At 65.5% G+C, this 26,948-nt stretch carries 26 protein-coding genes; 14 read left to right on the top strand and 12 right to left on the bottom strand.

The window, feature by feature from the left end; genetic code table 11:
• Positions 1-96 precede the first annotated feature (96 nt).
• Positions 97-1,161, bottom strand: coding sequence for an adenosine deaminase (locus tag Q9R30_RS09000; protein ID WP_199775331.1), 1,065 nt, complete (start codon positions 1,159-1,161; stop codon positions 97-99).
• Positions 1,162-1,209: 48 nt separating this feature from the next.
• Between Q9R30_RS09000 and Q9R30_RS08995 the strand changes: the two genes are divergently transcribed.
• Both Q9R30_RS08995 and Q9R30_RS08990 read left to right on the top strand, forming a co-directional pair.
• The gene (locus Q9R30_RS08995; protein WP_311217382.1) at positions 1,210-3,786 is read left to right on the top strand and encodes an excinuclease ABC subunit UvrA; all 2,577 of its coding nucleotides are present in this window, start codon (positions 1,210-1,212) and stop codon (positions 3,784-3,786) included.
• A 171-nt stretch (positions 3,787-3,957) separates the two neighbouring features.
• Positions 3,958-4,593 (top strand): transglycosylase family protein, encoded by a 636-nt coding sequence (locus Q9R30_RS08990; protein ID WP_311217381.1) that lies wholly within the window; start codon positions 3,958-3,960, stop codon positions 4,591-4,593.
• Between the two features lie 181 nt (positions 4,594-4,774).
• Here the strand turns inward: Q9R30_RS08990 and Q9R30_RS08985 are convergent, their stop codons facing one another.
• Positions 4,775-5,365 (bottom strand): hypothetical protein, encoded by a 591-nt coding sequence (locus tag Q9R30_RS08985; RefSeq protein WP_104996953.1) that lies wholly within the window; start codon positions 5,363-5,365, stop codon positions 4,775-4,777.
• A gap of 156 nt (positions 5,366-5,521) precedes the next feature.
• Here Q9R30_RS08985 and Q9R30_RS08980 point away from each other — a divergent pair, with 156 nt between their 5' ends.
• From Q9R30_RS08980 to Q9R30_RS08965, 4 genes are all read left to right on the top strand, one after another.
• Positions 5,522-6,442 (top strand): MSMEG_6728 family protein, encoded by a 921-nt coding sequence (locus Q9R30_RS08980; RefSeq protein WP_311217380.1) that lies wholly within the window; start codon positions 5,522-5,524, stop codon positions 6,440-6,442.
• Between the two features lie 3 nt (positions 6,443-6,445).
• Positions 6,446-7,306, top strand: a complete 861-nt coding sequence (locus tag Q9R30_RS08975; RefSeq protein WP_311217379.1) for an SDR family oxidoreductase — start codon at positions 6,446-6,448, stop codon at positions 7,304-7,306.
• A 72-nt stretch (positions 7,307-7,378) separates the two neighbouring features.
• On the top strand, positions 7,379-7,774 hold the full coding sequence (locus tag Q9R30_RS08970; protein WP_104996950.1) for a DUF1622 domain-containing protein: 396 nt from the start codon (positions 7,379-7,381) through the stop codon (positions 7,772-7,774).
• Between the two features lie 106 nt (positions 7,775-7,880).
• Complete coding sequence (locus Q9R30_RS08965; RefSeq protein ID WP_104999631.1) at positions 7,881-8,582, top strand: YqjF family protein; 702 nt, start codon at positions 7,881-7,883, stop codon at positions 8,580-8,582.
• Here the strand turns inward: Q9R30_RS08965 and Q9R30_RS08960 are convergent.
• The gene (locus Q9R30_RS08960) at positions 8,579-8,899 is read right to left on the bottom strand and encodes a hypothetical protein (protein WP_311217378.1); all 321 of its coding nucleotides are present in this window, start codon (positions 8,897-8,899) and stop codon (positions 8,579-8,581) included. The two genes, Q9R30_RS08965 and Q9R30_RS08960, sit on opposite strands and share 4 nt — an antisense overlap.
• A 103-nt stretch (positions 8,900-9,002) precedes the next feature.
• On the opposite strand from Q9R30_RS08960, the gene Q9R30_RS08955 reads away from it, so the two are divergent.
• A complete protein-coding gene (locus tag Q9R30_RS08955; protein ID WP_311217377.1) occupies positions 9,003-9,800 on the top strand; it encodes a ZIP family metal transporter in 798 nt (265 codons plus the stop codon).
• A gap of 15 nt (positions 9,801-9,815) precedes the next feature.
• Here the strand turns inward: Q9R30_RS08955 and Q9R30_RS08950 are convergent, their stop codons facing one another.
• Positions 9,816-12,227 carry a Tex family protein gene (locus Q9R30_RS08950; protein ID WP_311217376.1) on the bottom strand — a complete coding sequence of 804 codons (2,412 nt, stop codon included), beginning with the start codon at positions 12,225-12,227 and terminating at the stop codon, positions 9,816-9,818.
• Positions 12,228-12,359: 132 nt separating this feature from the next.
• On the opposite strand from Q9R30_RS08950, the gene Q9R30_RS08945 reads away from it, so the two are divergent.
• On the top strand, positions 12,360-12,677 hold the full coding sequence (locus Q9R30_RS08945; RefSeq protein WP_311217375.1) for a hypothetical protein: 318 nt from the start codon (positions 12,360-12,362) through the stop codon (positions 12,675-12,677).
• A 216-nt stretch (positions 12,678-12,893) separates the two neighbouring features.
• On the opposite strand, the gene Q9R30_RS08940 is transcribed toward Q9R30_RS08945, so the two are convergent.
• The 4 genes from Q9R30_RS08940 to Q9R30_RS08925 form a co-directional block, all read right to left on the bottom strand.
• Complete coding sequence (locus Q9R30_RS08940) at positions 12,894-13,964, bottom strand: alkene reductase (protein ID WP_311217374.1); 1,071 nt, start codon at positions 13,962-13,964, stop codon at positions 12,894-12,896.
• A 122-nt stretch (positions 13,965-14,086) separates the two neighbouring features.
• Complete coding sequence (locus Q9R30_RS08935) at positions 14,087-14,686, bottom strand: hypothetical protein (protein WP_311217373.1); 600 nt, start codon at positions 14,684-14,686, stop codon at positions 14,087-14,089.
• Positions 14,687-15,006: 320 nt separating this feature from the next.
• The gene (locus Q9R30_RS08930; RefSeq protein WP_311217372.1) at positions 15,007-15,663 is read right to left on the bottom strand and encodes a DUF6318 family protein; all 657 of its coding nucleotides are present in this window, start codon (positions 15,661-15,663) and stop codon (positions 15,007-15,009) included.
• A gap of 190 nt (positions 15,664-15,853) precedes the next feature.
• Positions 15,854-17,581, bottom strand: a complete 1,728-nt coding sequence (locus Q9R30_RS08925) for a hypothetical protein (RefSeq protein ID WP_311217371.1) — start codon at positions 17,579-17,581, stop codon at positions 15,854-15,856.
• Between the two features lie 212 nt (positions 17,582-17,793).
• On the opposite strand from Q9R30_RS08925, the gene bioB reads away from it, so the two are divergent.
• The 5 genes from bioB (at position 17,794) to Q9R30_RS08900 (ending at position 20,689) form a co-directional block, all read left to right on the top strand.
• The gene (gene bioB / locus Q9R30_RS08920) at positions 17,794-18,813 is read left to right on the top strand and encodes a biotin synthase BioB (protein WP_311217370.1); all 1,020 of its coding nucleotides are present in this window, start codon (positions 17,794-17,796) and stop codon (positions 18,811-18,813) included.
• Positions 18,810-19,109, top strand: coding sequence for a hypothetical protein (locus tag Q9R30_RS08915; RefSeq protein WP_311217369.1), 300 nt, complete (start codon positions 18,810-18,812; stop codon positions 19,107-19,109). Before bioB ends, Q9R30_RS08915 begins: the two co-directional genes overlap by 4 nt.
• Positions 19,110-19,126: 17 nt before the next feature.
• Complete coding sequence (locus Q9R30_RS08910; RefSeq protein ID WP_311217368.1) at positions 19,127-19,561, top strand: pyridoxamine 5'-phosphate oxidase family protein; 435 nt, start codon at positions 19,127-19,129, stop codon at positions 19,559-19,561.
• A gap of 19 nt (positions 19,562-19,580) precedes the next feature.
• Positions 19,581-20,009 carry a very short patch repair endonuclease gene (locus Q9R30_RS08905; protein WP_104996940.1) on the top strand — a complete coding sequence of 143 codons (429 nt, stop codon included), beginning with the start codon at positions 19,581-19,583 and terminating at the stop codon, positions 20,007-20,009.
• Between the two features lie 269 nt (positions 20,010-20,278).
• Positions 20,279-20,689, top strand: coding sequence for an Hpt domain-containing protein (locus Q9R30_RS08900; RefSeq protein WP_104996939.1), 411 nt, complete (start codon positions 20,279-20,281; stop codon positions 20,687-20,689).
• On the opposite strand, the gene Q9R30_RS08895 is transcribed toward Q9R30_RS08900, so the two are convergent.
• On the bottom strand, positions 20,662-21,429 hold the full coding sequence (locus tag Q9R30_RS08895; protein WP_311217367.1) for a response regulator transcription factor: 768 nt from the start codon (positions 21,427-21,429) through the stop codon (positions 20,662-20,664). The genes Q9R30_RS08900 and Q9R30_RS08895 overlap by 28 nt on opposite strands.
• A 95-nt stretch (positions 21,430-21,524) precedes the next feature.
• Between Q9R30_RS08895 and Q9R30_RS08890 the strand changes: the two genes are divergently transcribed.
• Entirely contained in the window at positions 21,525-23,180 is a 1,656-nt protein-coding gene (locus Q9R30_RS08890; protein WP_104996937.1) for a cell wall metabolism sensor histidine kinase WalK, read from the top strand.
• Positions 23,181-23,183: 3 nt separating this feature from the next.
• Here the strand turns inward: Q9R30_RS08890 and Q9R30_RS08885 are convergent, their stop codons facing one another.
• The 3 genes from Q9R30_RS08885 to Q9R30_RS08875 form a co-directional block, all read right to left on the bottom strand.
• Entirely contained in the window at positions 23,184-24,416 is a 1,233-nt protein-coding gene (locus tag Q9R30_RS08885; RefSeq protein WP_199775328.1) for an McrC family protein, read from the bottom strand.
• Positions 24,403-26,634 carry an AAA family ATPase gene (locus tag Q9R30_RS08880; RefSeq protein WP_311217366.1) on the bottom strand — a complete coding sequence of 744 codons (2,232 nt, stop codon included), beginning with the start codon at positions 26,632-26,634 and terminating at the stop codon, positions 24,403-24,405. The genes Q9R30_RS08885 and Q9R30_RS08880 overlap by 14 nt, the downstream gene beginning before the upstream one ends.
• Before the next feature lie 69 nt (positions 26,635-26,703).
• Positions 26,704-26,937: a PLDc N-terminal domain-containing protein gene (locus Q9R30_RS08875; protein ID WP_104996935.1), complete on the bottom strand. Its 234-nt coding sequence runs from the start codon at positions 26,935-26,937 to the stop codon at positions 26,704-26,706.
• Positions 26,938-26,948 lie beyond the last annotated feature (11 nt).

The raw sequence follows: 26,948 nt of genomic DNA, 5'->3' as shown, positions 1-26,948 counted from the left end.
CTTGAGCGCTGACATGGGTGCGACATTGCACTTCCCCAGACACGCCTGCGGCACCCATATTAGCGGGATTAATCAGCGGCTGTTGCCTGGGACACGTTAAGCGCCCGCCACTTCGCCGCCGTTGAGTTCCTCCAGCAGTTCCGCCTTCCGTTCCTCGGAAGCGAAGGACGAATGGATCGAGTTCGCGGCCAGCCGGGCCTTGTCGAAATCGGAGAGCTCAAACACCGCCCCCAGCTGGGCGAAGTTGTCGTCCACATAGCCGCCAAAGTACGCAGGGTCGTCCGAGTTGACGGACACGTTCAGCCCCGCCGCGAGCATTGCGGGCAGCGGATGGTCGGCAAGGGTGTCCACGGCCCTGAGCCTGACGTTGGACAGCGGGCAGACGGTGAGCGGAATCCGCGCATCCACCAGGCGTTCCACCAGGTCCGGATCCTCCATGCAGCGGATGCCGTGGTCAATGCGTTCCACGCCCAGGATGTCCAGGGCTTCGATGATGTACGACGGCGGCCCCTCCTCGCCGGCGTGCGCCGTCAGCCGCAGGCCTGCTTCGCGTGCCTTGTCATAGAGCCGCTCGAATTTCGACGGCGGATTGCCCACCTCGGCGGAATCCAGGCCGACGGCGGAAATGGGTGCGTCCATGGCCAGCAAGCTGTCCAGCACTTCCAGTGCCGACTCCTCGGAAAGATCACGCAGGAACGCAGCGATCAGCAGGGTTGAAATCCCAAAGTCCTCCTGCGACGTTGCCAGTACGGACGCCACACCGTTGACGCAGGTCTGCAGGGAAATCCCGCGTGTGAGGTGGGCCTGCGGGTCCATCATGATCTCGGCGTGCCGCACCCCGGCTGCAGCTGCGCGCTCCAGGTAGGTCCGGGTCATGTCCGCGAAATCCTGCTCTGTCTGCAGCACAGCCATGTTGGCGTAGTACAGGTCAAGGAAGGACTGCAGGTCCGTGAACTCGTACCTTTCCCGGAGCTCGTCCAGGCCTGCGTACGGCAGGGTGATGCCGTTTCTCTCTGCGAGTGCGAAGATCAGCTCGGGCTGGAGGGTTCCCTCGATGTGAAGGTGCAGCTCCGCCACCGGGAGGAGCCTGGCCGGCACGTCAAGCCCAGCTTCGTCCGGTTCTGTATCAGGCACGGCAGTGCCGTCCGCAAAGTTATCCATCGGGTCAGGATAATGCCCGGGGCCCGAATCGCCACTAGAGTCGAACCAATGCAGAACGCTAAGCACGCTGATGACCTGCAGTACCCCGCTCCTTCACCTTCCGCCGACGGTTTTGTCCGCGTCCGCGGAGCCCGCGAAAACAATCTCCGCAACGTGGATGTGGATGTCCCGCGCGACGCGATCGTGGCGTTCACCGGCGTCTCAGGCTCGGGCAAGTCCTCGCTGGCGTTCGGCACCATCTACGCCGAGGCGCAGCGGCGCTACTTCGAGTCCGTGGCTCCGTACGCGCGCCGCCTCATCCAGCAGGGGCACAATCCGAAGGTGGAGCTGATCAGCGGACTGCCTCCCGCCGTCGCGCTTCAGCAGCGCCGCGGCGCACCCAGCAGCCGGTCCACCGTGGGAACAGTCACCACGCTCTCCAACTCCCTGCGCATGCTTTTCTCCCGGGCCGGCACCTACCCGGCAGGCTCCACCCAGCTGGACTCGGACACCTTCTCCCCCAACACCGCCGCCGGCGCCTGCCGGGAATGCCACGGCCTGGGCACCGCGCACACGGTGACAGAGTCCTCGCTGGTCCCGGACCCGTCACTCAGCATCCGGGACGGCGCCATCGCGGCGTGGCCCGGCGCCTGGCAGGGGAAGAACCTGCGGGACATCCTCACCCACCTGGGCTACGACGTCGACGTCCCCTGGCGCAAGCTGCCCAGGAAACACCGCGACTGGATCCTTTTCACGGAGGAGCAGCCGGTGGTGGAGGTGACTCCGCAGCGTGACCGGGTGGCCAAACCGTACAAGGGACGGTTCTGGAGCGCCCGGAGCTATGTGCTCCATACGCTGGCTGATTCGCAGAGCGCCTCGATGCGTGAACGCGTGCTTGCCTACATGGAGTCCGGGCCGTGCCTCCGCTGTTCCGGGACGGGGCTGGTGCCGGAGGCCCTGGCCGTCACGTTTGCGGGCAGGACCATCGCGGAACTCAACAGGCTTCCGATGGCGGAGCTCGCCGAGGTTGTCCGTCCCACCGCTGCATTGGACGACGCCGGCACGGCGTCCCGCAGGCAGCTTTCCGGGGAGTCCAACGAGGTGGCGGTGGCCATCACCCGGGACCTGCTGCAGCGCATCACGGTCCTGCTGGACCTCGGGCTGGGCTACCTGGCGCTCGGCCGGGCCACCCCCACCCTTTCGCCCGGCGAGATGCAGCGGCTCAGGATCGCCACGCAGCTGAGGTCGGGCCTGTTCGGTGTGATCTACGTGCTGGATGAACCCTCCGCCGGCCTTCATCCGGCAGACGCCGAGCCGCTGCTGGAAGTGCTGGAGCAGCTGAAAGCGTCCGGCAACTCGGTATTCGTGGTGGAACACAACATGGACGTGGTCCGCAGGGCCGACTGGCTGGTGGACGTGGGCCCGCGCGCCGGCGAAGGCGGCGGCGAAGTGCTCTACAGCGGACCTGTCGACGGCCTCGCCGGGATCGAGGCGTCAGTCACCAGGCCGTTCCTGTTCGACGACGGCGGCTCTGTCCCGCACGGCGGTTCCAGTTCCGGCGGGGCCAGGGAGCCGCAGGAGTGGCTGGAACTGACGGACATCAGCCTGCACAACCTGCGCGGACTGGATGCAGAGTTCCCCTTGGGCGTGCTGACAGCCGTCACCGGTGTTTCAGGCTCCGGTAAATCCACTCTTGTGGGCAAAGTCCTGGGCGAGGTTGTCGCCTCTGCGCTCAAGAGCCCGGTGGAGCAGGAGGACCCCGCGGAGACCCTGGAGCTGGGAAACGTTCGGGGCAACCACCGCATCGACCGGCTCGTGACCGTGGACCAGAAGCCCATCGGCAGGACCCCGCGTTCCAACCTGGCCACCTACACCGGACTTTTCGACGCCGTCCGCAAGGAATTCGCGGCCACCGGGCAGGCCAAGGCGCGCGGTTTCGGCGCCGGCAGGTTCTCTTTCAACGTGGCTGGCGGGCGCTGCGAAACCTGCCAGGGCGAAGGGTTTGTGGCCGTCGAACTACTCTTCCTGCCCGGCAGCTACGGCCCCTGCCCGGAGTGCGAGGGATCCCGCTACAACCCCGCAACACTTGAGGTGCGGTACCGGGGCCTGAATATCGCCGAGGTTCTGGCCATGACGGTGGATGCCGCCTCCGAATTCCTGGCCGGCATCCCTGCTGCCGCGAGGAGCCTCAAGAGCCTGCGGGACGTGGGTCTCGGCTATTTGCGGCTGGGGCAGCCCGCCACCGAACTCTCCGGCGGCGAGGCGCAGCGCATCAAGCTCGCCACCGAGCTGCAACGGGCGCAGCGCGGCCACAGCCTCTACCTCCTCGATGAACCGACCACCGGGCTGCATCCGGCCGATGTGCAGCTCCTGATGGCCCAGCTCCACGGCCTGGTGGACGCCGGCAACTCGGTGGTGGTGGTCGAGCACGACATGGCAGTGGTGGCGGGGGCAGACTGGGTCATTGACCTTGGGCCGTCAGGAGGGGACAAGGGCGGGCAGATCATGGCAGCCGGGACGCCCGCCGCCGTCGCAAATTCCACCCGCAGCCGCACCGCTTCCTATCTGGCCGCTGCGCTCGGCCAGGCAACCACCAGCCAACACCCAGGAAAATCTCGATTTGATAACGCCCGGGTGATGTCCTAGCGTGAAACGCATGCCCGCTGCTCGCGGGCGAAGGAATGCCCGGTGCTGCCTCCACCACAACTGCCCAGCAGGCAGCCACCGAAATTGACCTCTATTCGTCAGGGGCGGGCAGTGGCGCGATGATCTCCGGGGACGGAACCAGCGCAGGTGGCCTTCAGGAGCATCACCATCATGAAAAACACCAAATTCCGTACTGCCGCGCGCCGCGGAGCCACTGTAGCCGCCATCTCCGTGGCAGGCCTGGCGATCTCAGCCACGGCGGCCAACGCCACCACCAGCACGTCCACCTGGGACGCGCTGGCGCAGTGTGAGAGCGGCGGCAACTGGGCCACCAACACCGGGAACGGCTACTCCGGCGGACTGCAGTTCAGCCCCACCACCTGGGCTGCCTACGGAGGCACCGGCTCAGCCGCGGACGCCAGCCGGGAGCAGCAGATCGCCGTAGCCGAGCAGGTCCAGGCCTCACAGGGCTGGGGCGCCTGGCCGTCCTGCGCCGCGCAGCTGGGCCTGAGCGGCGGCGCCACCGGAGCAGTCCAGGCAGCGCCGGTCCAGAGCGCTCCGGTCCAGGCCGCGCAAACCTCTCCGGTCCAAAGCGCACCCGTTGCCCAGGCGCCGGCGGCAAAGCATGCCACAACAGTGGCCCTCAGCGGCGAGACCTACACGCTGCAGGCCGGTGACACCCTGAGCATCGTGGCCCAGAAGCTTGGCGTGGAGGGCGGCTGGCAGCACCTGGCCGACGCCAACACGGACACCATTTCTGATCCCAACCTTGTTTTCGAGGGTCAGGTCATCCAGCTCCCCGCGTAGTGGCTGCACAGGCCCTGCGGCTTGTCACAGCCGGGGCCAGCCACGGCGGGGCGCCAGCCCCAGCGGCACCACCGACAGGTCGGCGATAGACAAATTCCGTTGACCAAAAACGACGCCGGCACGCCCCCATAAGGGACGTGCCGGCGTCGTTCTTTAATCCCTACAGGCACCGCCTGGCGGGTCAGCTTGCTGCCGGCAGCTCCCGCACGATGCGCACCTTCCAGGCGGAGTCGTCGCTGGTGTCCAGCAGGGCGACGGTGCCGTGGGCCAGGTTGAGGGCGACGCGCTTTGCGGCGAGCAGTTCCAGGTAGAGGTGCTCGTTCATCCGCGCAGGGGTGTCGATCATGTATTTCACGGCGTCGCGCACCTTGCGGTAGTTGGCGCTGCGCTCGCGGTGCATGTGCAGCTCCAGGGCGGAGCGCTGCTTGAGCCGCGGCTCATGGCGGTTGAGCCATGAAACAGCCGCGTGTACGGCCACCACGAGGGTGAGCGACACGGCGTAGATCCACCAGCCGCTGGAGAGCAGGAACAGCGGCAGGTTCCCGATGGCTACAATGGCGATCACTACGCGGAGGGCGGCGATCCGGCGCATTGTCCGGGCGACTGCAGCCATGCCGTCGCGGAAGCGGTGCTGTTCCTTGCGCGCCGCGGCAGGATCGATGGTGAACTCGTCAAGGACCAGGATGCCCTTTGCTTCCGGGCTTAGCATCTGCCCGTAGCGGGGCACGAAGGCCGGGGCGGTTCCGGTGGTTTTTTCAACTGTTGATGTCATGAGTGAGCTTCCAAAACGCTGGGGTGGTTGCGGTGATCTTAGTGCCTGGAGGCCACTGGCGTATGCATGCGTCCACGATGTGAACATCCAGGACATCCCCATGTGGCCCGTGGCACTGCAATTGGCACATCCGCCAGGTGCCGTCAGACTGAAGAGATGCAAACCTTCCTTCCGTACCCCGATTTCCGGCAGAGCGCCGCCGCCCTGGACACCGCCAGGCTGGGCAAGCAGCGCGTCGAGGCGCTGCAGACGCTTCGATCCCTGGTGCTTCCGGGCTACGGCTGGCAGACCCACCCGGCCATCCGGATGTGGATGGGTTACGTGCCGGCCCTCACCCTGTACGGCCTGGCAATGGTGGACGAGTGGACCAAGCGCGGCCACCCCGACAACACCCGGGCGAACATCACCGAGTTCGCACCGCAGGCCGCGCACCCGGACTATGCGGCGAAGATTCCGATGCCGCCGTGGCTTGGGGATGCTGATTTCCACCTCAGCCACCGCTCCAAGCTGGTGCGCAAGGAACCGAAGTTCTACAGCTCAGTGTTCACCGATGCAATCCCCGAGATGGACTACATCTGGCCGGAGCCCAAGCATGAGTTCCTGCCGCAGGAGCCCGAGGGCGACATTCTGTGGATCCTCCGTTCACCGCACCACGACGTCGACCCCCAGACGCTGAACACAGTGGCGCTTCCGCCGGTGAACCGGAGCTCCGCGGCCGCAGCGGCGGCCGTTCTTGGCGACGATGACTACTCACCTGTCTTCCTCGACGACGGATCCCGCCGTCCTTCCCGGCAGCCCCGGAAGGCGCCGCCCAGGCAGCTGGTCAAGAAGCCAACCCGCAAACGCCTCGCACAGGAGGAAGCGTTCTCGACGCTGCCGGGCAAAACCCCGGTGGCCGTTCCGTTCGAGCACGGCGCGAAGTTCGCGGTGGGACAGGTGATGGGCCGGCCCATCACGCTGGAGGACGGCAGGTTCGGCAGGAACTTCACTGTTACTGAAATCATTGACCGCTCCGCTTTTGCCTACCCGGCCCTTCTCCAGGACCCGCGAGTCTTCTTCCCGGTTGAGGCGCCGTAAGGCATGACCATCCTTTTAGCCGGCTGCGGTGACTTGGGGACTGAGGCCGGGATGCGGTTCCACGCCCTTGGCCACCGGGCTGTCGGCTGGCGCCGTTCCCCTGCCAAACTGCCGGCGGCCATCGAAGGTGCAGCCGCGGACCTGAGCGCGCCCAACCTGCCGCCAGTCCCGGCGGACACCACCGCCGTCGTCATAGCGGTAGCTGCCGACTCGCCGACGGAGGAGGCCTACCGGGCCGCCTACATGGACGGTCTCACCCATGTGCTTGATGCCTTGGAACGCGACGGCGTCAGGCCCCGGCGGGTGCTCTTCGTTTCCTCCACGGCGGTTTACGGCGATGCCGGGGGCGGTTGGGTGGATGAAAATACGCCTCCCCGCCCGGGCGGGTTTTCCGGCCGCGTCCTGCTGGAAGCGGAGCAGCTGCTGCAGGCAACATTCAGCGGAACGGCAACCACTGCGACGTCCCTCCGGCTGGGCGGCATCTACGGACCTGGCCGCACCCGCCTGATCGACCAAGTCCGCGGCGGCACCGCCGTGGTCCCGGAAGATGCCAGGTACACCAACCGCATCCATCGCGACGACGCCGCTGCCGCCATCGTGCACCTGGCCACCATGCCTCCAGAACCGGCCCCCGTTTATGTCGGCGTGGACAACGACCCCGCCGATCTTGGGACGGTGCTGCGCTTCCTCGCCGCGGAGCTGGGGCTTGAGGAGCCACCCGTGGGTGATGCCGGGCCCGCACGGGGCGGCAACAAGCGCTGCCGCAACGAACTGCTGCGCAGCACGGGGTTCCAATTCGCGTTCCCCTCGTTCCGGGAGGGCTACCGGGACATCCTCGCCGGCAATGGGGTACGCCACCCATAGGTTGCGGCCGCACAGCGGAGCCAGCGTTTAGGCTGGCAGCTTGGGCCTCGGGCATATAGGAAGGCGTAACCCATGGATTTTCGGCACATCATTGAAACGGTCGGCGAGTTCGTCGATTTTGCGGGGGTGGCCGTGATGGTGATCGGGGCCCTCATCTCCATCCCGCTCGCGCTTCGCGGCCACCAGCCCCGCAAACTGCCCGCCGGCGCCGAAAAGCTGACGTTGTACCGCTCCTACCGTCAGCTGCTGGGCAGGTCCATCCTCCTGGGACTTGAGCTGCTGGTGGCCGCAGACATCATCCGCACCGTCGCCGTCACCCCAACCTTCGAAAGTGTCGGCGTTCTCGCCGTCATCGTGCTGATCCGGACGTTCCTCAGTTTCTCGCTGGAGCTGGAAATCACCGGGCGCTGGCCGTGGCAGAAGGAGTCCCGGGAGTCCGGCGACCCCGCGGGCGCCCCCGCAGGCTAAGCGCCGCGTGACGGCCGGCCGCCTCCGGTAGGCTTCGCACGTGGACACCCACCCAACAGCCGCAGGTCTCTGGCCCGCCCCGCCTGAGCTGCCACCGCCCCGCATCATGGACCAGCAGTGGGCCGACGCCATATTCCTTCATTGGCGCATCCCGGAAAACGTCGCAGCCCGTTTTATGCCCCCTGGAGTGCAACCAGACCTCTTCGACGGCAGTTCATGGGTGGGGCTTATCGGTTTCCGCATGGAGAACGCCGGAATCGGACGCGGCCCCGGGATCCCGTACCTGGGCAGCTTCAATGAGGTCAACGTGCGCCTCTACTCGCGGGAACCCGACGGAACCCGGGGCGTGGTTTTCCTGAGCTTGGACGCGGACCGGCTGCCAGTGGTTGTGGCGGCCCGGGCAGCGGGAATTCCCTATGTGTGGTCGCGGATCCGCTATTCCCAGATGAGGCCGCCGGGCAATGAAGCATTCGGATTTTCGGTCAGGCGCTTCAGGCAAGGGGCACGGAGCAGCTTCGCCGTCGAACCCCGGTCCGGTGCCGCAGTCGACGACCCGTTATCCATCTTTCTGACGGCGAGGTTCGGCATGCACGGTGCATTCCGCAGGCGGAGCATCTACATTCCCAACACCCATGAACCATGGCCGCTGCGCCGCGCCAGTCTGCACCATGTGCAGGATGAACTGATTGCCTCAGCGGGTATCGGGGTGAGCGGGCCGCCTGAATCGGTCCTGTTTTCGCCTGGCGTGCGGACCCAGTTCGGACGGCCGAGGCTGATGGGGAGCCCCCGCCACCCTGCGGTTGCCTAGGTGTCCTGCCAGCCCCGGCCTTCGCTGAACGTGGCCACGAGCGTCCCAACTCCGGCCTGAAGGGAACTGGACGGGTCAAAGTAGAGGGAACCTTCAGAGGCCCGGCTGTGCAGGATCAACTGCTCAGCCTCAAGCTTCGCTTCGGGAACGGTGGCAGCGATGATGCCGGTCCTGGCCGGCAGTTCCGGGGTGTGGACCACTTCAGCATCGGTCTCCGACAACGGAATAGTGGTCCCGGGGTTGATCTCATCATGGGGAAACTCAAACTCGGCTTCGTCGGGCGCGGCGGGAATCGTGTACTCCAGGAAATAAGTCATGAAGCAACCTTTGCAGAAACCACCTGCCGCCGAAAGTCGGCCGGGGCCGGAGCCATTCCACACGTGTCTTCCCACGTCAACGGACCGCTCCTATACTTGCCGGATGATGATGTCGCTGTGGTTTGGCGTCATAGCATCCAGCGCTCTCGTCCTGGGTGCGCTCATCGGCGTACGGTTCGAACTTCCCAAACGGCTCCTTGCCATGCTCCTGGCCTTCGCGGCCGGATCGCTCATCACTGCCCTGGCTTTCGAACTGTTCCAGGACGCCTACGAACGCGGCGGCATCCTCCGCGCAGCCATTGGTTTGATGCTGGGTGCCGTCGTCTTCACGGTTCTGAGCGCTTTGCTGGACCGGTGGGCACAGGCCGGAGACCAGAAGCAGGCCAAGGCGGCGGACGAGTTCCAGGGCAGCGCCAAACTGGATACCGACGCTGCGGCGAGCGACAAACGCCCAACCTCTGCCTCGACGGGCGGAGCGGCAGGCCTGGCATTGCTGGCGGCCGTCACCTTGGACGGCGTCCCGGAAAACCTTGCCCTCGGAATCTCTTTGGGAGAAGGAACGGGCGGCCTGGCGCTGCTGGCCGCCATCTTTGTATCGAACTTCCCTGAAGCCCTGGTAGGTTCAGCTTCGATGCGGAGCCAGGGCCGGTCTGCAGGCAGCATCATCGGGCTGTGGGTGTCATGTGCCGTTCTGCTGGTCATCGCCGTCGTTATCGGAGCCGGCCCCCTGTCCGGAACCGATCCCGAGGCAATATCAATACCGCTGGCATTTGCTGCCGGCGCGGTGATCGCATCCCTGGCGGACACCCTGATGCCGGAAGCCTACGAACACGGCGGCCCCGCGGTGGCCCTCAGTACTGCGGCAGGATTTGTCCTGGCGTTCATACTCTCGCTCGCCTGAAGGTGCAGGAAACGGCTACTTGTCCAGGCCGGCCTTCCGCAGCGCCTCAGCCATAGCCGTGTTGACAGGGGCTTCCTTCCTGGCGGGAGCCGGCGCCGCGGATGAGCGGGCTGGCGACGGCATGTTCCGTGCCGGAGTGCCGCCCTTCTCCCTGCCGCGTTCCCGGGGTCGTGAACTGTTGCCGGCGCGTCCTGAGCCCGGCCCGCCAACGGAGGGTTCGTCGTCGAGCCTCAAGGTCAGCGAAATCCGTTTCCGGTCAGGATCCGCTTCCAGCACCTTCACCCGGACCACCTGGCCGGACTTAACCACTTCCCGCGGATCGGAAACAAAACGGTTCGCCATCGCCGAGACGTGGACCAAACCATCCTGGTGGACGCCCACATCCACGAACGCGCCGAACGCAGCGACGTTGGTCACCGTTCCTTCCAGCACCATCCCGGGCTTGAGGTCGGAGATCTTCTCGATTCCCTCGGAAAAGGTGGCGGCCGCAAACGCCGGACGCGGGTCCCGGCCCGGCTTGTCCAGCTCGGACAGGATGTCCTGCACCGTGGGCAGGCCCAACGCATCGTCCACGAAGTCCCGCGGGTCCAGGGAGGAGGCCGGCGTGGAACCGGCCGCAGCCAGGATCTTCCGCGCCACGGCATAGGACTCCGGATGCACACTGGATGCGTCCAGCGGCTCCGCTCCCCCGGTGATCCGGAGGAAGCCGGCGCACTGCTCGAACGCCTTGGCGCCGAGCCGCGGCACCTTTTTCAGGTCCGTGCGCTTGGCGAAGGGCCCGTGTTCGTTCCGGTAAGCCACGATGTTCTCGCTCAGCAAGGGCCCGACGCCGGCCACGCGGCTGAGCAGCGCGGGCGAGGCAGTGTTGACGTCCACGCCCACGGCGTTCACGCAGTCCTCCACCACGGCGTCCAGGCTACGGTCCAGTTTCGAGGCTGTCACGTCGTGCTGGTACTGGCCCACACCGATGGATTTCGGATCGATCTTTACCAGCTCTGCGAGCGGGTCCTGGAGACGGCGGGCAATGGAGACCGCACCGCGAAGGGACACGTCCATCCCCGGCAGTTCGGCAGCTGCCAGGGCCGACGCCGAATAGACGGACGCGCCGGCTTCGGACACCACCAGCTTCTGCGGCTTCCGGTCCACTTCCGGCAGCCGCTTGATCAGCTCGGCCGCGAGTTTGTCAGTCTCCCGCGACGCCGTGCCGTTGCCAATGGCGATGAGTTCGACGGCGTGCTGGCGCGCCAGCCGCACCAGGGTTGCCAATGCTTCGTCCCACTTCCGGGCGGGAGCATGCGGGTAGACGGTGTCCGTGGCCACCACCTTGCCGGTGCCGTCCACCACAGCCACTTTGACGCCGGTGCGGAGCCCCGGGTCCAGGCCGAGGGTGGCCCGGTTCCCTGCGGGCGCGGCCAGCAGTACGTCGCGCAGGTTGGCGGCGAAGACCCGGACGGCCTCGTCCTCGGCGGCAGCGAACAGTTTGCCGCGGAGATCCGCCGTCAGACGGGACAGCAGACGTGACCGCCATGCCACCTGCGCGGTCTGGACCAGCCACTGGTCGGCGGGACGGCCACGGTCGGCGACCCCGAGGCACCTGGCCACCGCGGCCTCGTACCGCGAGCGCGCGGCGGCAAGGCCGTCGTCGTCCGTTGGATCCGCCTCGGCGAGGTCCAGCTCAAGGACGCCGTCCTTCTCGCCGCGGAGCAATGCGAGGACGCGGTGGGAAGGCATCCCGGCGGGCGCCTGGGCGAACTCGAAGTAGTCGGCGAATTTCTGGCCGTCGGTTTCCTTCCCCTTCTTCACGCGGGACACCATGCGGCCTTGCGTCCACAGCCGCTCGCGCAAGGTGGCCGCGAGGTCAGGGTCCTGCGCCACCCTCTCAACCAGGATGGCGCGCGCCCCGGCGAGCGCCGCAGCGGGGTCGGTGATGGCGTGCTCGGCGTTGAGGTACTTGGCGGCCTCGCGTTCCGGGTCCAGGTCAGGCCGCTTGAGCAGGGCATCCGCCAGGGGCTCCAGGCCCGCCTCCCGCGCAATCTGTGCCTTCGTCCGCCGCTTGGACTTGAACGGCAGGTAGATGTCTTCAAGCCGGGACTTCGTGTCCGCGGCAAGGATGGCCTTCGCCAGTTCAGGAGTCAGCTGCCCCTGCGCTTCGATCGCATCGAGCACCGAACGACGGCGGTCTGCTAGTTCGCGGAGGTAGCGGAGCCGTTCGTCGAGCTCGCGGAGCTGGGTATCGTCCAGCGTCCCCGTGGCCTCTTTGCGGTACCGGGCGATGAACGGCACGGTGGATCCGCCGTCGAGCAGTTCAACAGCGGCCTTCACCTGCCAGGCCTTGACACCCAGCTCTGCGGCTATCTGCGAGTAGATGGCATCGTCCGGTTTCGTGGACGGGGACGGAGCGGAGGGGGCCTGCGGCAGTTGAGTCACCAGAACATCTTGCCTTACGGGCTTGCCCCGCTCCACTGCCCGGCGCGGCGGCCGTCTGCTCGCACGGGCCGGCTAAGGTATTCCGCTCCCGCCCGCAAAGTGCTGTAGTGGAGATGCCGTCACAGACGCCCAATGCTCGAGGAAGAGGCCACCATGCGGGAACTGCTTATCGTCTTTCAGGAGGGGTTCGAGGAGGCCAACATCACTGTGACGGTGAACGGCAAACAGGCAAGACGGGACCTCGGTGTGTCCACCAATCCGATTTTGGGCATTGCCAACGAGGTGTCCGTGGAGCTGCCGGCGAAGGGCGCACAGGTGGGCGTTGAGGTGACCAACCGGGGGCTGAAGGCGATCACAAAGGTCAGCGGCAAGCCGAAAAGCGTGCTGGTTTCAATCGAGGACGGCCAGCTGGTAATGAGGGAAGGGACCGGCCGGGAGGCTGTGCTTTAGCGGCATGCGCTTGCCGAAAACCAGGCCTAGCAAAAGTCCATTCGCTGGAGTAGCATCTGATCACCGCCGGCATCCCTGAGGACCCGGCGGGCCAAGTTAACAGTCTGAGCCGGAGGCCGTCGGATGGCCCTCGGCGCCAGCTGCCGGGACAGCACACCGCGCAGCCAGCGACGGCGGCACCCAATGCCGGGTGCCGCCGTCGTCGTTAATCCCGTCCTAGTTCTGGTAGGCCGGGTAGTCCGTGTATCCCCGGGCGCCGTCGGCGTAGAACGTGGACGGGTCCGGCTCGTTCAGCGGGAGGCTTTCCTTCCAGCGGCGGGCAAGGTCCGGGTTGGCGATGGCGGGACGGCCCACCACCACGGCGTCGGCGAGGCCGTCTGCCACCAGGGACGTGGCCTCATCACGGGTGGTGACCACGCCGAATCCGGTGTTCACCAGGAAGGCCCCGCCAAAGCGGGCACGGAGATCCTGCACCAGTTCCCCTGACGGCTCGTGGTGCAGGATGCTCAGGTACGCAAGGTTGAGCGGGGCGATGCTGTCCACGAGCACCTCGTACGTGGCACGGACGTCCGCGGCATCAGTTTCGGCAATGCCCTGCACGTTGTGCTCCGGGGAGATGCGGATGCCAACGCGGTTGGCGCCAACGGCGGCCACCACGGCGTTGACGGTTTCGATGACGAACCGGGCACGGTTCTCGGGCGAGCCGCCGTAGCTGTCGTCGCGAACGTTGGAGTTGGGCGCCAGGAATTCGTGCAGCAGGTAGCCGTTGGCTGAGTGCAGTTCGACGCCGTCGAATCCGGCCTCGATGGCGTTGAGCGACGCGTTCACGAACTCCTGGATCACCATGGGCAGCTCATCCGTGGTGAGCGCATGCGGCACCGGGTAGGGCTGCTTGCCAAGCGGGGTGCGGACTTCGCCTTCAATGGCGACGGCGCTGGGAGCCACCAGCGCAAGGCCGCCGGTGATGTCCGGGTGCGAGACGCGGCCGCCGTGCATGATCTGGGCGAACATGCGGCCGCCTTCGGCGTGGACGGCGTCGGTGACCTTCTTCCAGCCGGCAACCTGTTCTTCGGTGACGATGCCCGGCTGGCCGGCGTAGGAGCGGCCGGCCGGTGCGGGGAACGTTCCTTCGCTGACGATGAGGCCAAGGGACGCGCGCTGGCGGTAATGCTCGACGACGAGCGGGCCGGGGACGCCTTCCTCACCTGCGCGGAGCCGCGTCAAAGGCGCCATGACCAGCCGGTTGGGGAGTTCAAGTTCGCCGAGGGTGAGAGGGGAAAACAGCATGTGCAGTTCCTTTCGAAGGCTGAAGACGTACTGTCCTTGCCAACCGGGAAGCATCTGCTGCTATTCCGGCTGCGATGGGAATCACAGCGGGTTCGCAGGCAAACCCTGGCCTTGTTGGGGCCCTACCGAGGCGCACCGGGGCAGCCCTGGCCGTGGGGATTCGCGTTGCAGTCGTCGGCGTAGTTCCGGGTGAGCGAGCGCCACACGCTGATGGTCTGGGGAGCAGCGCTGAACTGGCCCTGGCCCGGGATCGGCAGGGCCGGCCCGGCGTTGACCGAGTACGTTCCCTGGAAGGTGGTGGTCAGCACCACTTGGAAGTCACCCGTGGCGCCGTAGGCGTGACTCGTCCGGGTCTTCTCGCCCCAGCGGTCCTGCGGCAGGGGTCCGCCCATTGACGGCTGGGGACCGAACACGGTGCCGTCCCCGTAATTCCAGGTGTACTGGACCGGGGTGGCGACGATGTGCACCTGCTGCCCGAACATGGTGACGTCGAACTGCTGTTCAGCTGCCTCCGCGTAGAAGTTGGTTTCGGCACCCCTCAATGTGTGGGGACTCGGTTGGGCCACCACGGTCCCGGCGTTGACCGGAAGGCTCTGGAACTGCCGCTGGATGTCGGCGGCGATCTGTTCCAAGACGTCAACGGGCTTCTGGTCATAAATGCATGTTGGGCCGGCGAAGAACGAATAGACATCGAGGGCCTTCAACGACCGGTACCAATTCACAGTCCGCCCATTTTCCCCGTCGGTACATTGGACATCCGGGCCGCTGCAGTTGGACCCGTCCAGCGTTGGATCGGTTCGGCAGACATGCTTGAAGCGGTATTTGAAAGGGTCTGTGGGAATGCCAATCGGTACAGTCGTCCAACCCTTGCTGGCCGGATCTTGGTACCACCCCGAGGCTGCCGCACCGTTGCCCTCCCAGCCAGTCCCGATCGACGGTGAACTCGCCGTGTCCGCCCAAGCTCCGGCAATTGGAAGCCAAAGAAACAATAAGGCCACTACCGCTATCTCGAGGCAGCGATCGCGGAAGTCTCGCCGCCTCATCACTGCACCAGGTGCTCTACCGTCTTGGCCTTCCACCCACCACCGGCAAATTCTGCGACGACTATGTCGCCCACGGCAGGCTTACGAGGAACCGACCCCTTGATAGTGCCGTCTGGCAAGTGATAATCGACGGTGTCTTGGTAAACCTGAACGATTGCTTGGTATTCCCTTGGGCCGGTTTCAATGAAGTCGCTATGCACGCCTTCTACGACCATTTTCCCGCCTGCCAACCAGCGACCCTCTGCGTGCCAATCAGTAACTTCTGTCCTTACCTTCGCGCAGCTCGCGCACGTCGGACCGGATATTGCTTCCAAGGGGCCCATTTCCCCGGTTTCATAGGCGTAGCTAAGGGTGGAGTACCAATACCTGGCGAAAGCCTCCAGTCCCTCCTTCGTCTCCGTCTTTGCCACCTCGGGCAGCACCGGGACGGGGACGTTTTGGGCCGGCCCGGATGCATCAGCCGGCTTGTAGACGGCGCTCGGCGTTGGCGTCGGGGAAGGGCTGCTGCTGGCTGGAGTTGTAGCCGTCGCCGTCGCCGTGCCGGGGTCTGCAGGCGCGCCACCCGCGCAGCCGGCGAGTATCAGCCCCGCTGCAACGATAAAGGCGGCAGCACTGGACCGGGCTTGCCAAGGCGTAGGGACGTTCTGTGATGTCATGGGCCGCTAATCCCCCAGTAGTTTCAAGACGGCTTGCTCCGGACAATGACTTAAGGGTAGCCCAGGTCACAATTCAGCGATCAAACTTATCCACAGCTACCTCGCCAACTTTTACCACCACCACCGGCCGGGGAAAAGTCATAAAGAAAGCCGGCATATAAGCACCGGCTTTCCCTATTACAGCCAATGGCTACTTCTGCGGCGGCAGCACCAACTCCCCTGTCTTGTCCGTGGACAAAGCGAGTGAAGAAACATACTGCGGGCCGCCGTCGTCAGCATCCTTCGCCGAACGGACCATGTCCGGACGCTCGAACTCAATTCCGGTCACGTGGCACAGGAGCCTGGCGTCGCTCGGGTTCCCGTCGGCGTCGAACATCGGCAGGTCAATACCGTCGTCGGCGCGCCGGAGGTAGTACTGACCGCGGGTGGCCAAGGCCAGCACCGGTGGAAGGACCAGCGCCAGGCCCACCGCAAAGATGGGCGAGAACGGCTGGATCGCGGAACCGAATGCTCCGAAGAACACCGCAATCGAGATCCCTGCGGAAGCCAGCATCGAGACGAACCCTACCGGGTTCACGGCATACAGCATGCCGCGGCGGAACTCGGGAACCTTGGGGGAAATCTTCAACAGGTACTTGTTGATGGCAATGTCGGACGCGACCGTCACCACCCAGGCCATGGCGCAGTTGGCGTAGAACCCGAGGATGGTGTTGAGGAAGTCGAACATGTTGGCTTCCATCAGGACCAGGGCAATGGCCAGGTTGACCACCACGAAGACCATCCGGCCGGGGCAGGTCTTGGTAATGCGTGTGAAGCTGTTGGTCCATGCCAGCGAGCCGGAGTAGGCGTTGGTGACATTGATCTTGATCTGCGAGATGACCACCAGCACCACGGCGAGCGTCATGGCCAGCCAGGCCGGCATCATCTCCCGGTAGACGCCCAGGAACTGGTGCACCGGCTCGTTGGCGGTCGCCGAGGCTGCGGGATCCAGCGTGGCGATGAGGTAGATGGCAATGAACAGCCCGACAATCTGCTTGACCGCCCCGAAAATCACCCAGCCCGGCCCCGCCAGGATCACGGCGCGCCACCACGCACCCTTGTCGGCCTCAGTGCGCGGCGGCATGAAGCGCAGGTAGTCGATCTGCTCGGCAATCTGTGCCATCAGGGACAGGCAGACGCCGGCAGCCAGCATGACGGACGCGAGGTTCGGGCCGCCGTCACCCGATTCGCCTGTATAGGCGAAGAAGGTGTTGATGCTCTCCGGGTGCGAGACCAGCAGGTACCCCACCGGCACCACCATCAGGAGCAGCCACAGCGGCGTGGTCCACACCTGCAGCTTGGCCAGGGTGTTCATCCCGTAGATCACCAGCGGAATGATGATCACGGTGGATGCGGCGTACCCGAGCCACTGCGGAATCCCCAGGCCCACTTCCAGGCCCTGGGCCATGATGGAGCCTTCGAGGGCGAAGAAAATGAAGGTGAACGTCGCGAAGATGACGTTGGTGACCACAGACCCGTAATAGCCGAATCCCGAGCCGCGGGTAATGAGGTCCAGGTCAATGTTGTAGCGTGCCGCGTAATATGCCAGCGGGAAACCCGTGGCAAAGATGATCACGGCGGCCACCAGGATGCCGAAAATGGCGTTGACGGTGCCGTACGCGATGCCGATGTTCGCGCCGATGGAGAAGTCCGCCAGGTAGGCAATACCACCCAAAGCACTGGTGGCCACAACACCGGCACTCCACTTCCGGTAGGAGCGCGGCGCGAACCGGAGCGTGTAGTCCTCAAGGCTTTCCTTGGTGGCGTTCAGCGCCGCGGCGTTGCCCGCGCCGCTACTTGCGGGAGCGCCTCCGACGGCGGCGGCGCCGGGCTGTGCCGGCGGTTCCAGCAGTTGCGTTGTCTCTTTGTCATTGCTCATGGAATTGCGTCGCTTTCGTTACTGGGGGATCTGATGCGACGCTATCCAGCACAAACGACAGCTTGGTCACGGGCTTGTTTCTTGGGCGTTAAGCCTTGACTGCTGCTGTAAACAAAGGGAGCAACTGCCCATTGTCGCAATTCCACAAAACCGGCCGCACATCCCGGAATTAGTCTCGGAAAGAGGGATCACCACCGAAAGCTAGGACGCCGATGACAAGCAATTCACACACGACGGAATACCCCATCCTCGAGACCGCCCGGCAGCAGGTCCTGGAGGGCGGAACCGGCCTCTCGGAGGCGCAGCTCGTGGAGATTCTCCGGCTTCCCGATCACGCAGTCCCGGCCGCGCTGGAGCTTGCCCATCAGGTCCGCCTCAGGCACTGCGGAGAGGCTGTGGAGGTGGAAGGCATCATCTCGATCAAGACCGGCGGCTGCCCGGAAGACTGCCACTTCTGCAGCCAGTCCGGGCTCTTCGACAGCCCGGTCCGCGGCGTCTGGCTGGACATCCCGGAGCTGGTCAAGGCCGCCAAGGAAACCGCGGCCACCGGGGCCACCGAGTTCTGCATTGTGGCCGCGGTCCGTGGGCCGGACATCAAGCTGATGAACCAGATCAAGTTCGCGATCGACCGCATCAACGAGGAGGTGGACATCAACATCGCCTGCTCCCTGGGCATGCTCACCCAGCGGCAGGTGGACCAGCTCGCCGGCTGGGGTGTCCACCGCTACAACCACAACCTCGAAACCGCGCGCAGCTACTTTCCCGAGGTGGTCACCACCCACAGCTACGAGGAGCGGCTGGAGACCTGCAACATGGTCAAGGACGCCGGGATGGAGCTATGCTGCGGCGCCCTCATCGGCATGGGCGAAACACTTGAACAGCGGGCCGAGCTCGCCGCCCAGCTCGCCGCGCTGGACCCGCACGAGGTCCCCCTGAACTTCCTTAATCCGCGGCCCGGAACCCCGCTGGAAAACCAGGGCATCATGGACGGCAAGGATGCCCTCCGCGCCATCGCCACATTCCGCCTGGCCATGCCCCGCACGGTCCTGCGGTACGCCGGCGGCCGCGAGCTGACCCTCGGCGACCTCGGCACCCGCGAAGGACTTCTGGGCGGTATCAACGCGGTGATCGTTGGCAACTACCTCACAACCCTGGGCCGGCCGGCCGCCGCCGACCTCAACCTCCTGGTGGACCTCAACATGCCCATCACGGAACTCCAGAAAACCCTATGAGCACCCCGCACAATCCAGCCGCCGCGATCTTCTGCGCCCTCTGCGGGGAGCCCCGCAGCAAGGAAGCGTCCGACGGCGGCAACGCTCCGCCGTCGGACGCCCGCCGGGGCATCGCCCTCCACCCGGCGTGCGCCGCACGGCTGCAGCTGGAACCGCCGCGCTACTGCCCCGATTGCGGACGCCGCCTGAAAGTGCAGGTCTCGCCCCTTGCCTGGCGGGCAACCTGTTCCCGGCATGGAACGTCCACCCCGTCGCAAGGAGCAAACGCGTCAAAGCTCTGGAATATTTCTACATAACGTAGAAGAATAGCTTCATGATGTTTGAACATGCAGATGGACAACCCGTACTGGAACTCAACGATGAGCAGTCCTGGCGGCTGTTGGAGGGCACCAAGCACGGGCGGCTCGTTGTATCCGTTGCCGGCGAACCGGACATCTTCCCGGTCAACTACGTCACGTCCGCCCGAAAGCTCTATCTGAGGACGGCCCCGGGCAACAAACTTGCCCAACTCACCATCAACTCCTCTGTCCTCTTCGAAACGGACGGCGTCCTCTCCGAGGAGGCATGGTCCGTGGTGCTGCGCGGACAGGCACGCGTTCTGAGCAACTCCGCGGAACTGGCGGCGGTGGAGGAACTGGGCCTGAAAAGCTGGGTTCCCACCTTGAAGGACTTCTACGTGGAAATTGAACCCACGTCCGTCAGCGGCCGCCACTTCCACTTTGGCGAACAGCCTGAACGGGAAATCTAGGAGCTCCCGGACTAAAAGCATGGCGGACAAGCTCACCCCCGAGCAGCGCAGCTGGAATATGTCCCGGATCCGGGGCAAGAACACCAAGCCTGAGCTGCTGGTGCGCAGGCTCCTCCACGCCAAGGGCTACCGGTACCGGCTGCACGGCAGGTCCGGGAGCACCCGCCTGCCCGGCAACCCGGACCTGGTCTTCGCCGGCCGTCGCAAAGTCATCTTCATCAACGGCTGTTTCTGGCACTTCCATGAGTGCCGGGCGGGTCAGCATGCGCCGAAGGCCAACGCGGAATTCTGGGCCGCCAAGCGCACCCGGACCCGGGACCGGGATGCCAGCCAGCGCCGCCTGCTGGAGGAGGCCGGCTGGGACGTCCTGACGGTGTGGGAGTGCGAGCTCAAGGACAGTTCTGCCCTCGAGGCGGAGCTCGTGCAGTTCCTCGAAACCCGCCGCTGACCCTTCACCCGGGCTGTTGCCGGCTGCCTCGACCCTCAGCTCCGACGCGCCGTTAGGGCAGCCCTGAAGGCGGTCCGGCTGGCAGGCAGGCAGGACATCAGGTCCGTGTTCCAGGTCGATTCGGAACCACCGCAGTCCCATCAAGAAACGCACAATTCTCTTCGGGAAACCTGCCCGGCAAAAGCAACAGACCTAACCTGAAGTGACATTCATACCCCACTTAAAACGCCTCCTCCAGGAATGGACCGCCACCCACCGAAAGGACCGCCATGAGCGCCGCCGATGATGCCCCCCGGCCCTTGGTGGACCAGTCCGTTCTCGACCGGCTCCGGGAAGAACTGGAAGAGGATGAGGGCTACTGCAGGGTCTTTGTGGGGAACTTTATCGAGTTCCTGCCGCATCGCATTGGGCGGCTCCGCCTTGCCCTGACCACGGGAGACCTGGAAGGTTCAGTGGACGCGGTCCTGAGCCTGAAGACCGCCAGCCAGATGGTGGGTGCCGAACGGCTGGCCAGCCTGGCCATGGAACTGGAGGGCGAAATCCGTACCGAGGCACAGGAGGCGGACGTGGCTGTCTTCCTGCCGCGGCTGGCTGTCGCATTCTTGAGGCGGATCAACCATTGCAGCCGGCAGACGATGCACCGCCTTGAGGCTCAGTGGGCCTCCGGCGCCAGCCGGTAGCCGACTCCCCTGACGGTTTGCAGCCAGCGCGGTTTCTGGGGCGAGTCGCCCAGCTTCTTCCGCAGGTTCCCCATGTGCACCTCGACGGACCGTTCGTCAGCCTCGCTGATGTAGCTGCCGACGTCGTAATCCTCGTCCCGCAGCCGCCGCACCAGGTCCGATTTGGTCCGCACGGTCCGCCCTGCTTCCAGGAGCGCGTGCAGGAGTTCGAATTCGGTACGGGTCAGGTTCATTTCCTTACCGTCCACAACCACGGTCCGGGACGAGTAGCTGAGCTCCAGCCCGTTGTGGCTGAAGTTGCCCCGCTCGGGGTGGGCTCCCCCGTCAGCTTGGTTATCCGCGGACAGGGCCTGGGCAGGGTCCGGGACGGAACGGGGACGGCGCATCATCGCTGCGATGCGCGCACGCAGCTCCCTGGGCCGGAACGGTTTGGTGAGGTAATCGTCGGCCCCGGACTCCAGCCCGATCAGGGTGTCCAGTTCCTCGGTCCGGGCCGTGAGCATCACGATGTAGGCATCGGAAAATTCACGGATCTGCCGGGAAACCTCGAAGCCGTCGATGTCAGGCAATCCAAGATCCAGGGTGATGACGTCCGGGCTGAGGTTCTTGGCGATCAGGACGCCTTCTGCCCCGCTGCTGGCAACACTCACCTCGAAACCGGCCTGTGACAGCACCGTGCGTACCAGTTCCCGGATGTCGTGGTCATCCTCGATGACCAGTCCCACTCGTACATCACTCATAGCGCCCCCTCAGCAGCCAACGTCAGAAGTATAGCTGGCTGCCGATATCCTGCTGGTATGGCTCCACTCACCCCGCTCCCCTACCTGTGCACGCCATGACCGCTCCAGTGGCCTGGGCTTCGGGTAAGTTGAGGTTTTTCCGGCGGCCCTTTCACGAGTACAGCCTGACCCAGCGGGTGGGGCTGAGCCAGATGCCGCTGTTCATCACCACGTTGTTGACGGTGTTCCTGGTGTGGGCCTTCTTCCCGGGCACCATGGACAATCCACTCTTTGCCGCCTTCGTAATCTCCCAGCTGGCCATCATGGGCCTTTGCTACCTGGTTCCGTGGGAGCGGCTGCCCTACACGAGCTTCCTGGTCATTCCGCTGCTGGACTTTGTCTCCATCGGGGTGGGCCGGCAGGGCGGGCAGGAGAGCCTGGCGGGCATCACCCTGCTGGCCGTTTTCCCGGTGATTTGGCTGTGCGCGTCAGGATATTATCCCAGGGCGGCGTTGTGGTTGTCCTTCCTGGGGCCGCTGGCCATCATCTGGGTTCCGCTGCTGTTGAAGGGGAACTTTTCGCCCCAGGACCTGGCGCGTTCTTTGCTGGTTCCGGTGATAGTGCTCGGAATCGGTACATCCGTGAGCGTACTGACCCTCAGCATGATGCGGCAGCAGCGGGAACTTGAGGAAAAGGACGCCCAGCTGCAGGCGAACCTTCGGACCAGCCAGCGCCAGGAGGCACTGCTCAATACCGTTTTGGACACTGTCCATCTGGGCGTCCTTGCCGTGGACGCGGACGGTCACGATGTCCTGATGAACAGGAAGCAGCGGGCAAACCACGAACTGGCCCGGCCCAAGGAGATCGCCGACCCGAACGAGTCCCAGCTGCTGGTATTCGGGCCGGACCGGAAAACGCTGGTTCCCGTGGAGGAACGGCCGGTTCGCCGCGCCGTCCTGGGTGAAACCTTCACTGATTACCTGGTCTGGCTGGGAGCCGGCAGCGACCAGCGCGCCGTCGTGACCACCGCGCGCGCCATGAAGGACCACGACGGCGCTTTCGCCGGCTCGGTGGTCGCGTTCAGCGACGTGACGGACCTGGTGAACGCCCTGACGGCGAAGGACGACTTTGTTGCCAGCGTCTCCCACGAGTTCCGGACCCCGCTGACCTCCATCCTGGGCTACGTGGAACTCCTGCTGGCTGACAAACCGACGGAGGCGCAGCGGCAGATGCTGGAGATTCTTCGCCGGAACTCCGAGCGGCTCCTGACCCTGGTCTCGGACCTGCTGTCCAGCCGCAACGGGCAGCTGATCGTCACGCCGGAGGCCGTGGACGTCGCCGAACTGGTGCGGTCCAGCGTTTCCTCGGCCACGCCCCGGGCAACAGACGCGGGGGTGGCGCTCCAGGCGCAGACCCCTGAACGGCTTGAGGCCCACGTGGACGGTGCCCGGATCTCCCAGGTCCTGGACAACCTGGTGTCCAACGCCATCAAGTACTCCCCTGACGGCGGCAGCGTGTTGGTCTCCCTGGAGCAGGAGGACGGGCACCTGGCCTGCCGGATCACCGACACCGGCATGGGTATGAGCCCCGAGGACGCCTCCGAGGTTTTCGCCAAGTTCTTCCGCTCCAGCACGGTCCGCCGGACCGCCATCCCCGGTGTCGGCCTGGGCCTCCCGATCAGCAAGGCGATCATCGAGGCCCACGGCGGAACCATCGGGGTGGACAGCACCCTCGGCGAAGGGACCACCTTCACGTTCCGGGTTCCGGTCTAGCCCTCACGGAGTGGACTGCCGGACCACCTCACCCCAGGACTGGCGGGCGAGTTCCCGGACGGACGCGAGGATTTCCAACGGCGGCCTGGACAGGTCCAGCGGGAATTCAATGATATCGATGTCCGTGTTGAGGATCCGGCGGAGCTTCATTTCCCCCGTCCCGGCGTAGACCAGCCAAGCGGTGGGCACCGCCAGCGCGGTGCAGTGCGCCAGCATCTGGTAGTGGTCCGCGGTCAGGGAAGCGCCAGTATCCGAAGCCGCGGTGTACTTGGCGTTGTACACCACCACCGGCCGGCCGCCGAGGAGGTGTACGGCGTCCGGGCGCACCGAAAGCCGGTCAGCGTCATGCACCGCCTCGCTCAGGAGCGCATTGAACCGGAGCCGGAGTTCGCCCGGGTAGGCGGACATCGCCTCCCGCAGCGCCGTGCCCACGAAATCCTCAAACACCCGGGACATGTCCACCACGAAGGAGGCTGTCTGCTGCGTGCCTTCGCCGGCTTCCGCGGAGGCGTTGCGCAGGATCAGCTCCGCCAGGCGCAGCACCGCGTGGTAGCGGACGTTCATCCTGGTGGCTTTCCACCGGGGCAGCGGTGCTCCTGCCGGGAGGCGCGTAACGGCGTCGAGCTTTCCCTTGAGCTGGCGCAGCCTGCTCAACACCTCGGGGCGGACGCGCGGCACCTGGCCCATCCGCTCCAAAGCGGCGCGCAGGATCCGGTTCTCGGCAATGTCCTCGGTGAACTCGTCATAGGACACCTCCAGGGGCACCAGCATGCCGGGCCGCCGGGAAATCTGGTCCGAAATCCGGATCCGGCCCTTGACCGTCCGGAGCGATTCATCCACGGTGAGATAGCCCTGCAGCACGCCGCGGCCCAGGGCACGTTCGGCCAGTTGCGCCAAGGACTCCGCCAGCGCGCTCCACAGCTCCCGGTCCTCCAGGGCTGAGACCGAATCGGGGCGGAAGCCCTGCTCGCCGGCGTAGCTGAGCAGGAACAGGAGCCGGCTGAGCCCCAGCCGGTCCTTGGGACGCACGTCGAGCTGCACGGTGGCCGTGCGCACCGAACCCACTTTGCCCACCGGCTCGATCCGGTACAGCCCAAGGCCCATGGGTGATGCCTTGGCCAGGCCGCTGGAATTCAGGAAGGACGCGCTGGCCGGGTCCAGCCGCTCCACGATGCCGCGGGACAGTTCGTCCAGCACCAGGTGCCGGACAGACGTGCCGGGGTCAGCGGCCCGCAAGGCGTCCCAGCAGCTGGTCCAGCCCGAAGCGCTCCTCGAGCTGCGCCCGGGTCAGCTGGCCGTGGTAGTGCTCCTCCAGCAGCGGCATGAGCTCGTACTTCCAGATCCGGCGCAGCCCGGCAGGGGTCTGGGCAGCCGGCTTCATGAAGTAGGACGGCCCGATCATCAGGTCCCGGTCCCACTCGTCGATCGCACTGTTCAGGGCATCCAGCAGCAGTGCCGGCGTGAGGTCGAGTTGCCGCGCCTGGAGGAACCGCAGCAAGGAGCCCTTCACGGGCTCGGTCTGCGGGTGCAGCTCGATGAAGGAGAATCGCCGCCGGATGGCCGCGTCCATCATGGCAATGGAACGGTCCGCGGTGTTCATGGTGCCGATGATGTACAGGTTGTCCGGCAGGGTGAACGGCTCGTTGGGGCTGTACTGCAGGTAAATCCGGTCGTCCCGGTATTCCAGAAGGAAGTACAGTTCGCCGAACACCTTGGCCAGGTTGGCGCGGTTCATCTCGTCGATGATGAGGAAGTACGGCTTGTTTTCGTTGCCGGGCTTCGCCGCCTCCTCCGCGAGCCGGCGCAGCGGCCCAGCCACCAGCTTGAAGGAGACCTGGCCTTCGTCGGTCTTGTCCGGGCGGTACCCCTCGAAGAAGTCCTCGTAGGCGTAGGAGGGATGGAACTGGACCAGTTTGACCCGCTCGTCCGTGGTGTCGTCCGCCAGTTCGGCGGCGAGGTGCTTCGCCAGGTAGGTCTTGCCGGTCCCGGGCGGGCCGTACAGGACCAGCTGCCGGTTCTCCTCCAGCAGCTCGGCGATCTCCTGGAGCGGCTCAAGCTCCATGTGCAGCGAGTCCGCGAACTCGCGGGTCAGCGGGCGGAAGCCCTCCTGGACGGGAGGTACGACGGCGGCCGCTTCAGCGCCGTCGTCGGGCTCTGTTTCCGCCTCTGCCGGCAGAAGTGCCTGCAGCGCCTGCACCACCTTGGTCACATCCACGACGATGCCGGGGGTGGCCAGCTGCCGCTGGACGTGCCGGGGAAGGCTGGTGGTGGTGTGTCCCTCGTCGAACCAGCGGACCTTGCGGCGCAGGCGCCGGTTGTCGTCGTTGTGTTCGGGTTCCCCCAGCACAACCCCCAGGCTCACGGTGCCGGCGTGCTGGTACAGCACCAGGTCCCCCGGCTTCATGACCGTCAGGAAGGCAAAGACCGCCGTCTTGGTGTCCTCGCGCTCCACGTAATTGAGGTGCTTGTAGTCCTCGTCCACGGCGTGCTGGACCAGTCCGGCGGTAACGCCGGGGTCCAGCAGTCGAAGGTGTTCGACGTCGAGGGTCGCCTTTTCCTCGCCCTGCCAGGCGGTAAGGAGCTCGGTGTTGTCGCTGTGCGTGCGCAGCAGCCAGGCCCGCCGGCCGGGGTCGCCCACCTTGCGCCACTGGCTGACGAGCTGGCGGGAGTACCAGTCGATGCGCTGGCCGGCCTGCTCATCCAGGTGCAGGCGGATACGGTGGATGTCAGCGGTGATGTCCTCTTCGGCATCCCCCTTCGCGCCGCCCACCAGCGACGCGAAGGCGTCCCGGATCTCCTGCCGCTCCACGTCCGCCACCACGGGCTCGAAGTAGCTGGGGCAGGTGAGGAACTCGATGCTGCGGCGGATTGCGGGCTGGTCGTCCGGGGTTGCGGCCGCCAGCCGGTGGAACTCGAGCGGGTCCTGCAGCGCCGCCGCGATGGCCGCCGTGGGCTGCTGGTCCACGTGCTGCACAAACCGGCACAGCCATTTCAGGTGGTCCCAGATGGTCCAGTTGAACTCGGCGGTTCGGTCCCTGATGACACCGTGGTCCGTCATGCCCTCGTAGAGCTCGTCGGGCAGTTCCAGCGGAGGCTCCAGCCATGAAGCAGCCTCGGCCACGCGGGCACGCTTGACCTTCAGTGACTTCACCTCATGGGCCAACGGAAGGGACTGCAGGAACAACAGTTCGACGGCCAGCTGCTTCGCTTCCCTGGAGGCGCCGTCCAGGTTCTGCCGCAGGTTGGTCATCATGGGGGCCTTGGGGTCAGGCGTCCCGCGTTCCAGCCGCTCCAGAAGCTCTGCGGCCGCGTCCCCGGTCCACGTCAAGGTTCGGCCATCCAGGGCCGACGGTTTCCCCAGCAGCCCCGGGCCCAGTACGAACCATGCTGCGTCCTCAATCTCCTCTGATATGCCGAGGGCGCGGGTCATGGCAGCAGTGGAGGCGGGGGTCATGGATTCAAATTTACAGGGTCAAGCTGGACGGGCGCTCAACAGACGGTGAACGGCCGGTCTTGGCCTGGCTCACATGGCGGTGACGGGCTTCTTCCGGCCGAAAATGAAGTAGCCCATGGGACCGATGAAGTTGATGAAGGACGCCGCCCGCCAGGCTGCCTTGGGACCGTTGATCATTGCGGCCGGGCGCTTGGAGATATCGCGCTGGGCTGCCACCAGCAGGGACATCTGCACGATGCCCACCACAATGGTGCCTGCCTTGGCCGACGGAGTCATTTCCTTCCAGGTCTTTTTCTTGGCCATGTTCTCTGCTC

It is taken from the genome of Arthrobacter sp. AB6 (assembly GCF_031844545.1).
Classification (GTDB): domain Bacteria; phylum Actinomycetota; class Actinomycetes; order Actinomycetales; family Micrococcaceae; genus Arthrobacter.
The sequence above is the reverse complement of the archived record's forward strand: the minus strand, read 5'-3'. Positions and strand labels throughout refer to the sequence as shown.

Bases quoted from the DNA above. Each gene is read 5' to 3' on its own strand.
- Q9R30_RS09000 (WP_199775331.1), bottom strand. From the start codon at position 1,161: ATGGATAACTTTGCGGACGGCACTGCCGTGCCTGATACAGAACCGGAC.
- Q9R30_RS08995 (WP_311217382.1), top strand. From the start codon at position 1,210: ATGCAGAACGCTAAGCACGCTGATGACCTGCAGTACCCCGCTCCTTCA.
- Q9R30_RS08990 (WP_311217381.1), top strand. From the start codon at position 3,958: ATGAAAAACACCAAATTCCGTACTGCCGCGCGCCGCGGAGCCACTGTA.
- Q9R30_RS08985 (WP_104996953.1), bottom strand. From the start codon at position 5,365: ATGACATCAACAGTTGAAAAAACCACCGGAACCGCCCCGGCCTTCGTG.
- Q9R30_RS08980 (WP_311217380.1), top strand. From the start codon at position 5,522: ATGCAAACCTTCCTTCCGTACCCCGATTTCCGGCAGAGCGCCGCCGCC.
- Q9R30_RS08975 (WP_311217379.1), top strand. From the start codon at position 6,446: ATGACCATCCTTTTAGCCGGCTGCGGTGACTTGGGGACTGAGGCCGGG.
- Q9R30_RS08970 (WP_104996950.1), top strand. From the start codon at position 7,379: ATGGATTTTCGGCACATCATTGAAACGGTCGGCGAGTTCGTCGATTTT.
- Q9R30_RS08965 (WP_104999631.1), top strand. From the start codon at position 7,881: ATGGACCAGCAGTGGGCCGACGCCATATTCCTTCATTGGCGCATCCCG.
- Q9R30_RS08960 (WP_311217378.1), bottom strand. From the start codon at position 8,899: ATGACTTATTTCCTGGAGTACACGATTCCCGCCGCGCCCGACGAAGCC.
- Q9R30_RS08955 (WP_311217377.1), top strand. From the start codon at position 9,003: ATGATGATGTCGCTGTGGTTTGGCGTCATAGCATCCAGCGCTCTCGTC.
- Q9R30_RS08945 (WP_311217375.1), top strand. From the start codon at position 12,360: ATGCTCGAGGAAGAGGCCACCATGCGGGAACTGCTTATCGTCTTTCAG.
- Q9R30_RS08940 (WP_311217374.1), bottom strand. From the start codon at position 13,964: ATGCTGTTTTCCCCTCTCACCCTCGGCGAACTTGAACTCCCCAACCGG.
- Q9R30_RS08930 (WP_311217372.1), bottom strand. From the start codon at position 15,663: ATGACATCACAGAACGTCCCTACGCCTTGGCAAGCCCGGTCCAGTGCT.
- Q9R30_RS08925 (WP_311217371.1), bottom strand. From the start codon at position 17,581: ATGAGCAATGACAAAGAGACAACGCAACTGCTGGAACCGCCGGCACAG.
- bioB (WP_311217370.1), top strand. From the start codon at position 17,794: ATGACAAGCAATTCACACACGACGGAATACCCCATCCTCGAGACCGCC.
- Q9R30_RS08915 (WP_311217369.1), top strand. From the start codon at position 18,810: ATGAGCACCCCGCACAATCCAGCCGCCGCGATCTTCTGCGCCCTCTGC.
- Q9R30_RS08910 (WP_311217368.1), top strand. From the start codon at position 19,127: ATGATGTTTGAACATGCAGATGGACAACCCGTACTGGAACTCAACGAT.
- Q9R30_RS08905 (WP_104996940.1), top strand. From the start codon at position 19,581: ATGGCGGACAAGCTCACCCCCGAGCAGCGCAGCTGGAATATGTCCCGG.
- Q9R30_RS08900 (WP_104996939.1), top strand. From the start codon at position 20,279: ATGAGCGCCGCCGATGATGCCCCCCGGCCCTTGGTGGACCAGTCCGTT.
- Q9R30_RS08895 (WP_311217367.1), bottom strand. From the start codon at position 21,429: ATGAGTGATGTACGAGTGGGACTGGTCATCGAGGATGACCACGACATC.
- Q9R30_RS08890 (WP_104996937.1), top strand. From the start codon at position 21,525: ATGACCGCTCCAGTGGCCTGGGCTTCGGGTAAGTTGAGGTTTTTCCGG.
- Q9R30_RS08880 (WP_311217366.1), bottom strand. From the start codon at position 26,634: ATGACCCCCGCCTCCACTGCTGCCATGACCCGCGCCCTCGGCATATCA.
- Q9R30_RS08875 (WP_104996935.1), bottom strand. From the start codon at position 26,937: ATGGCCAAGAAAAAGACCTGGAAGGAAATGACTCCGTCGGCCAAGGCA.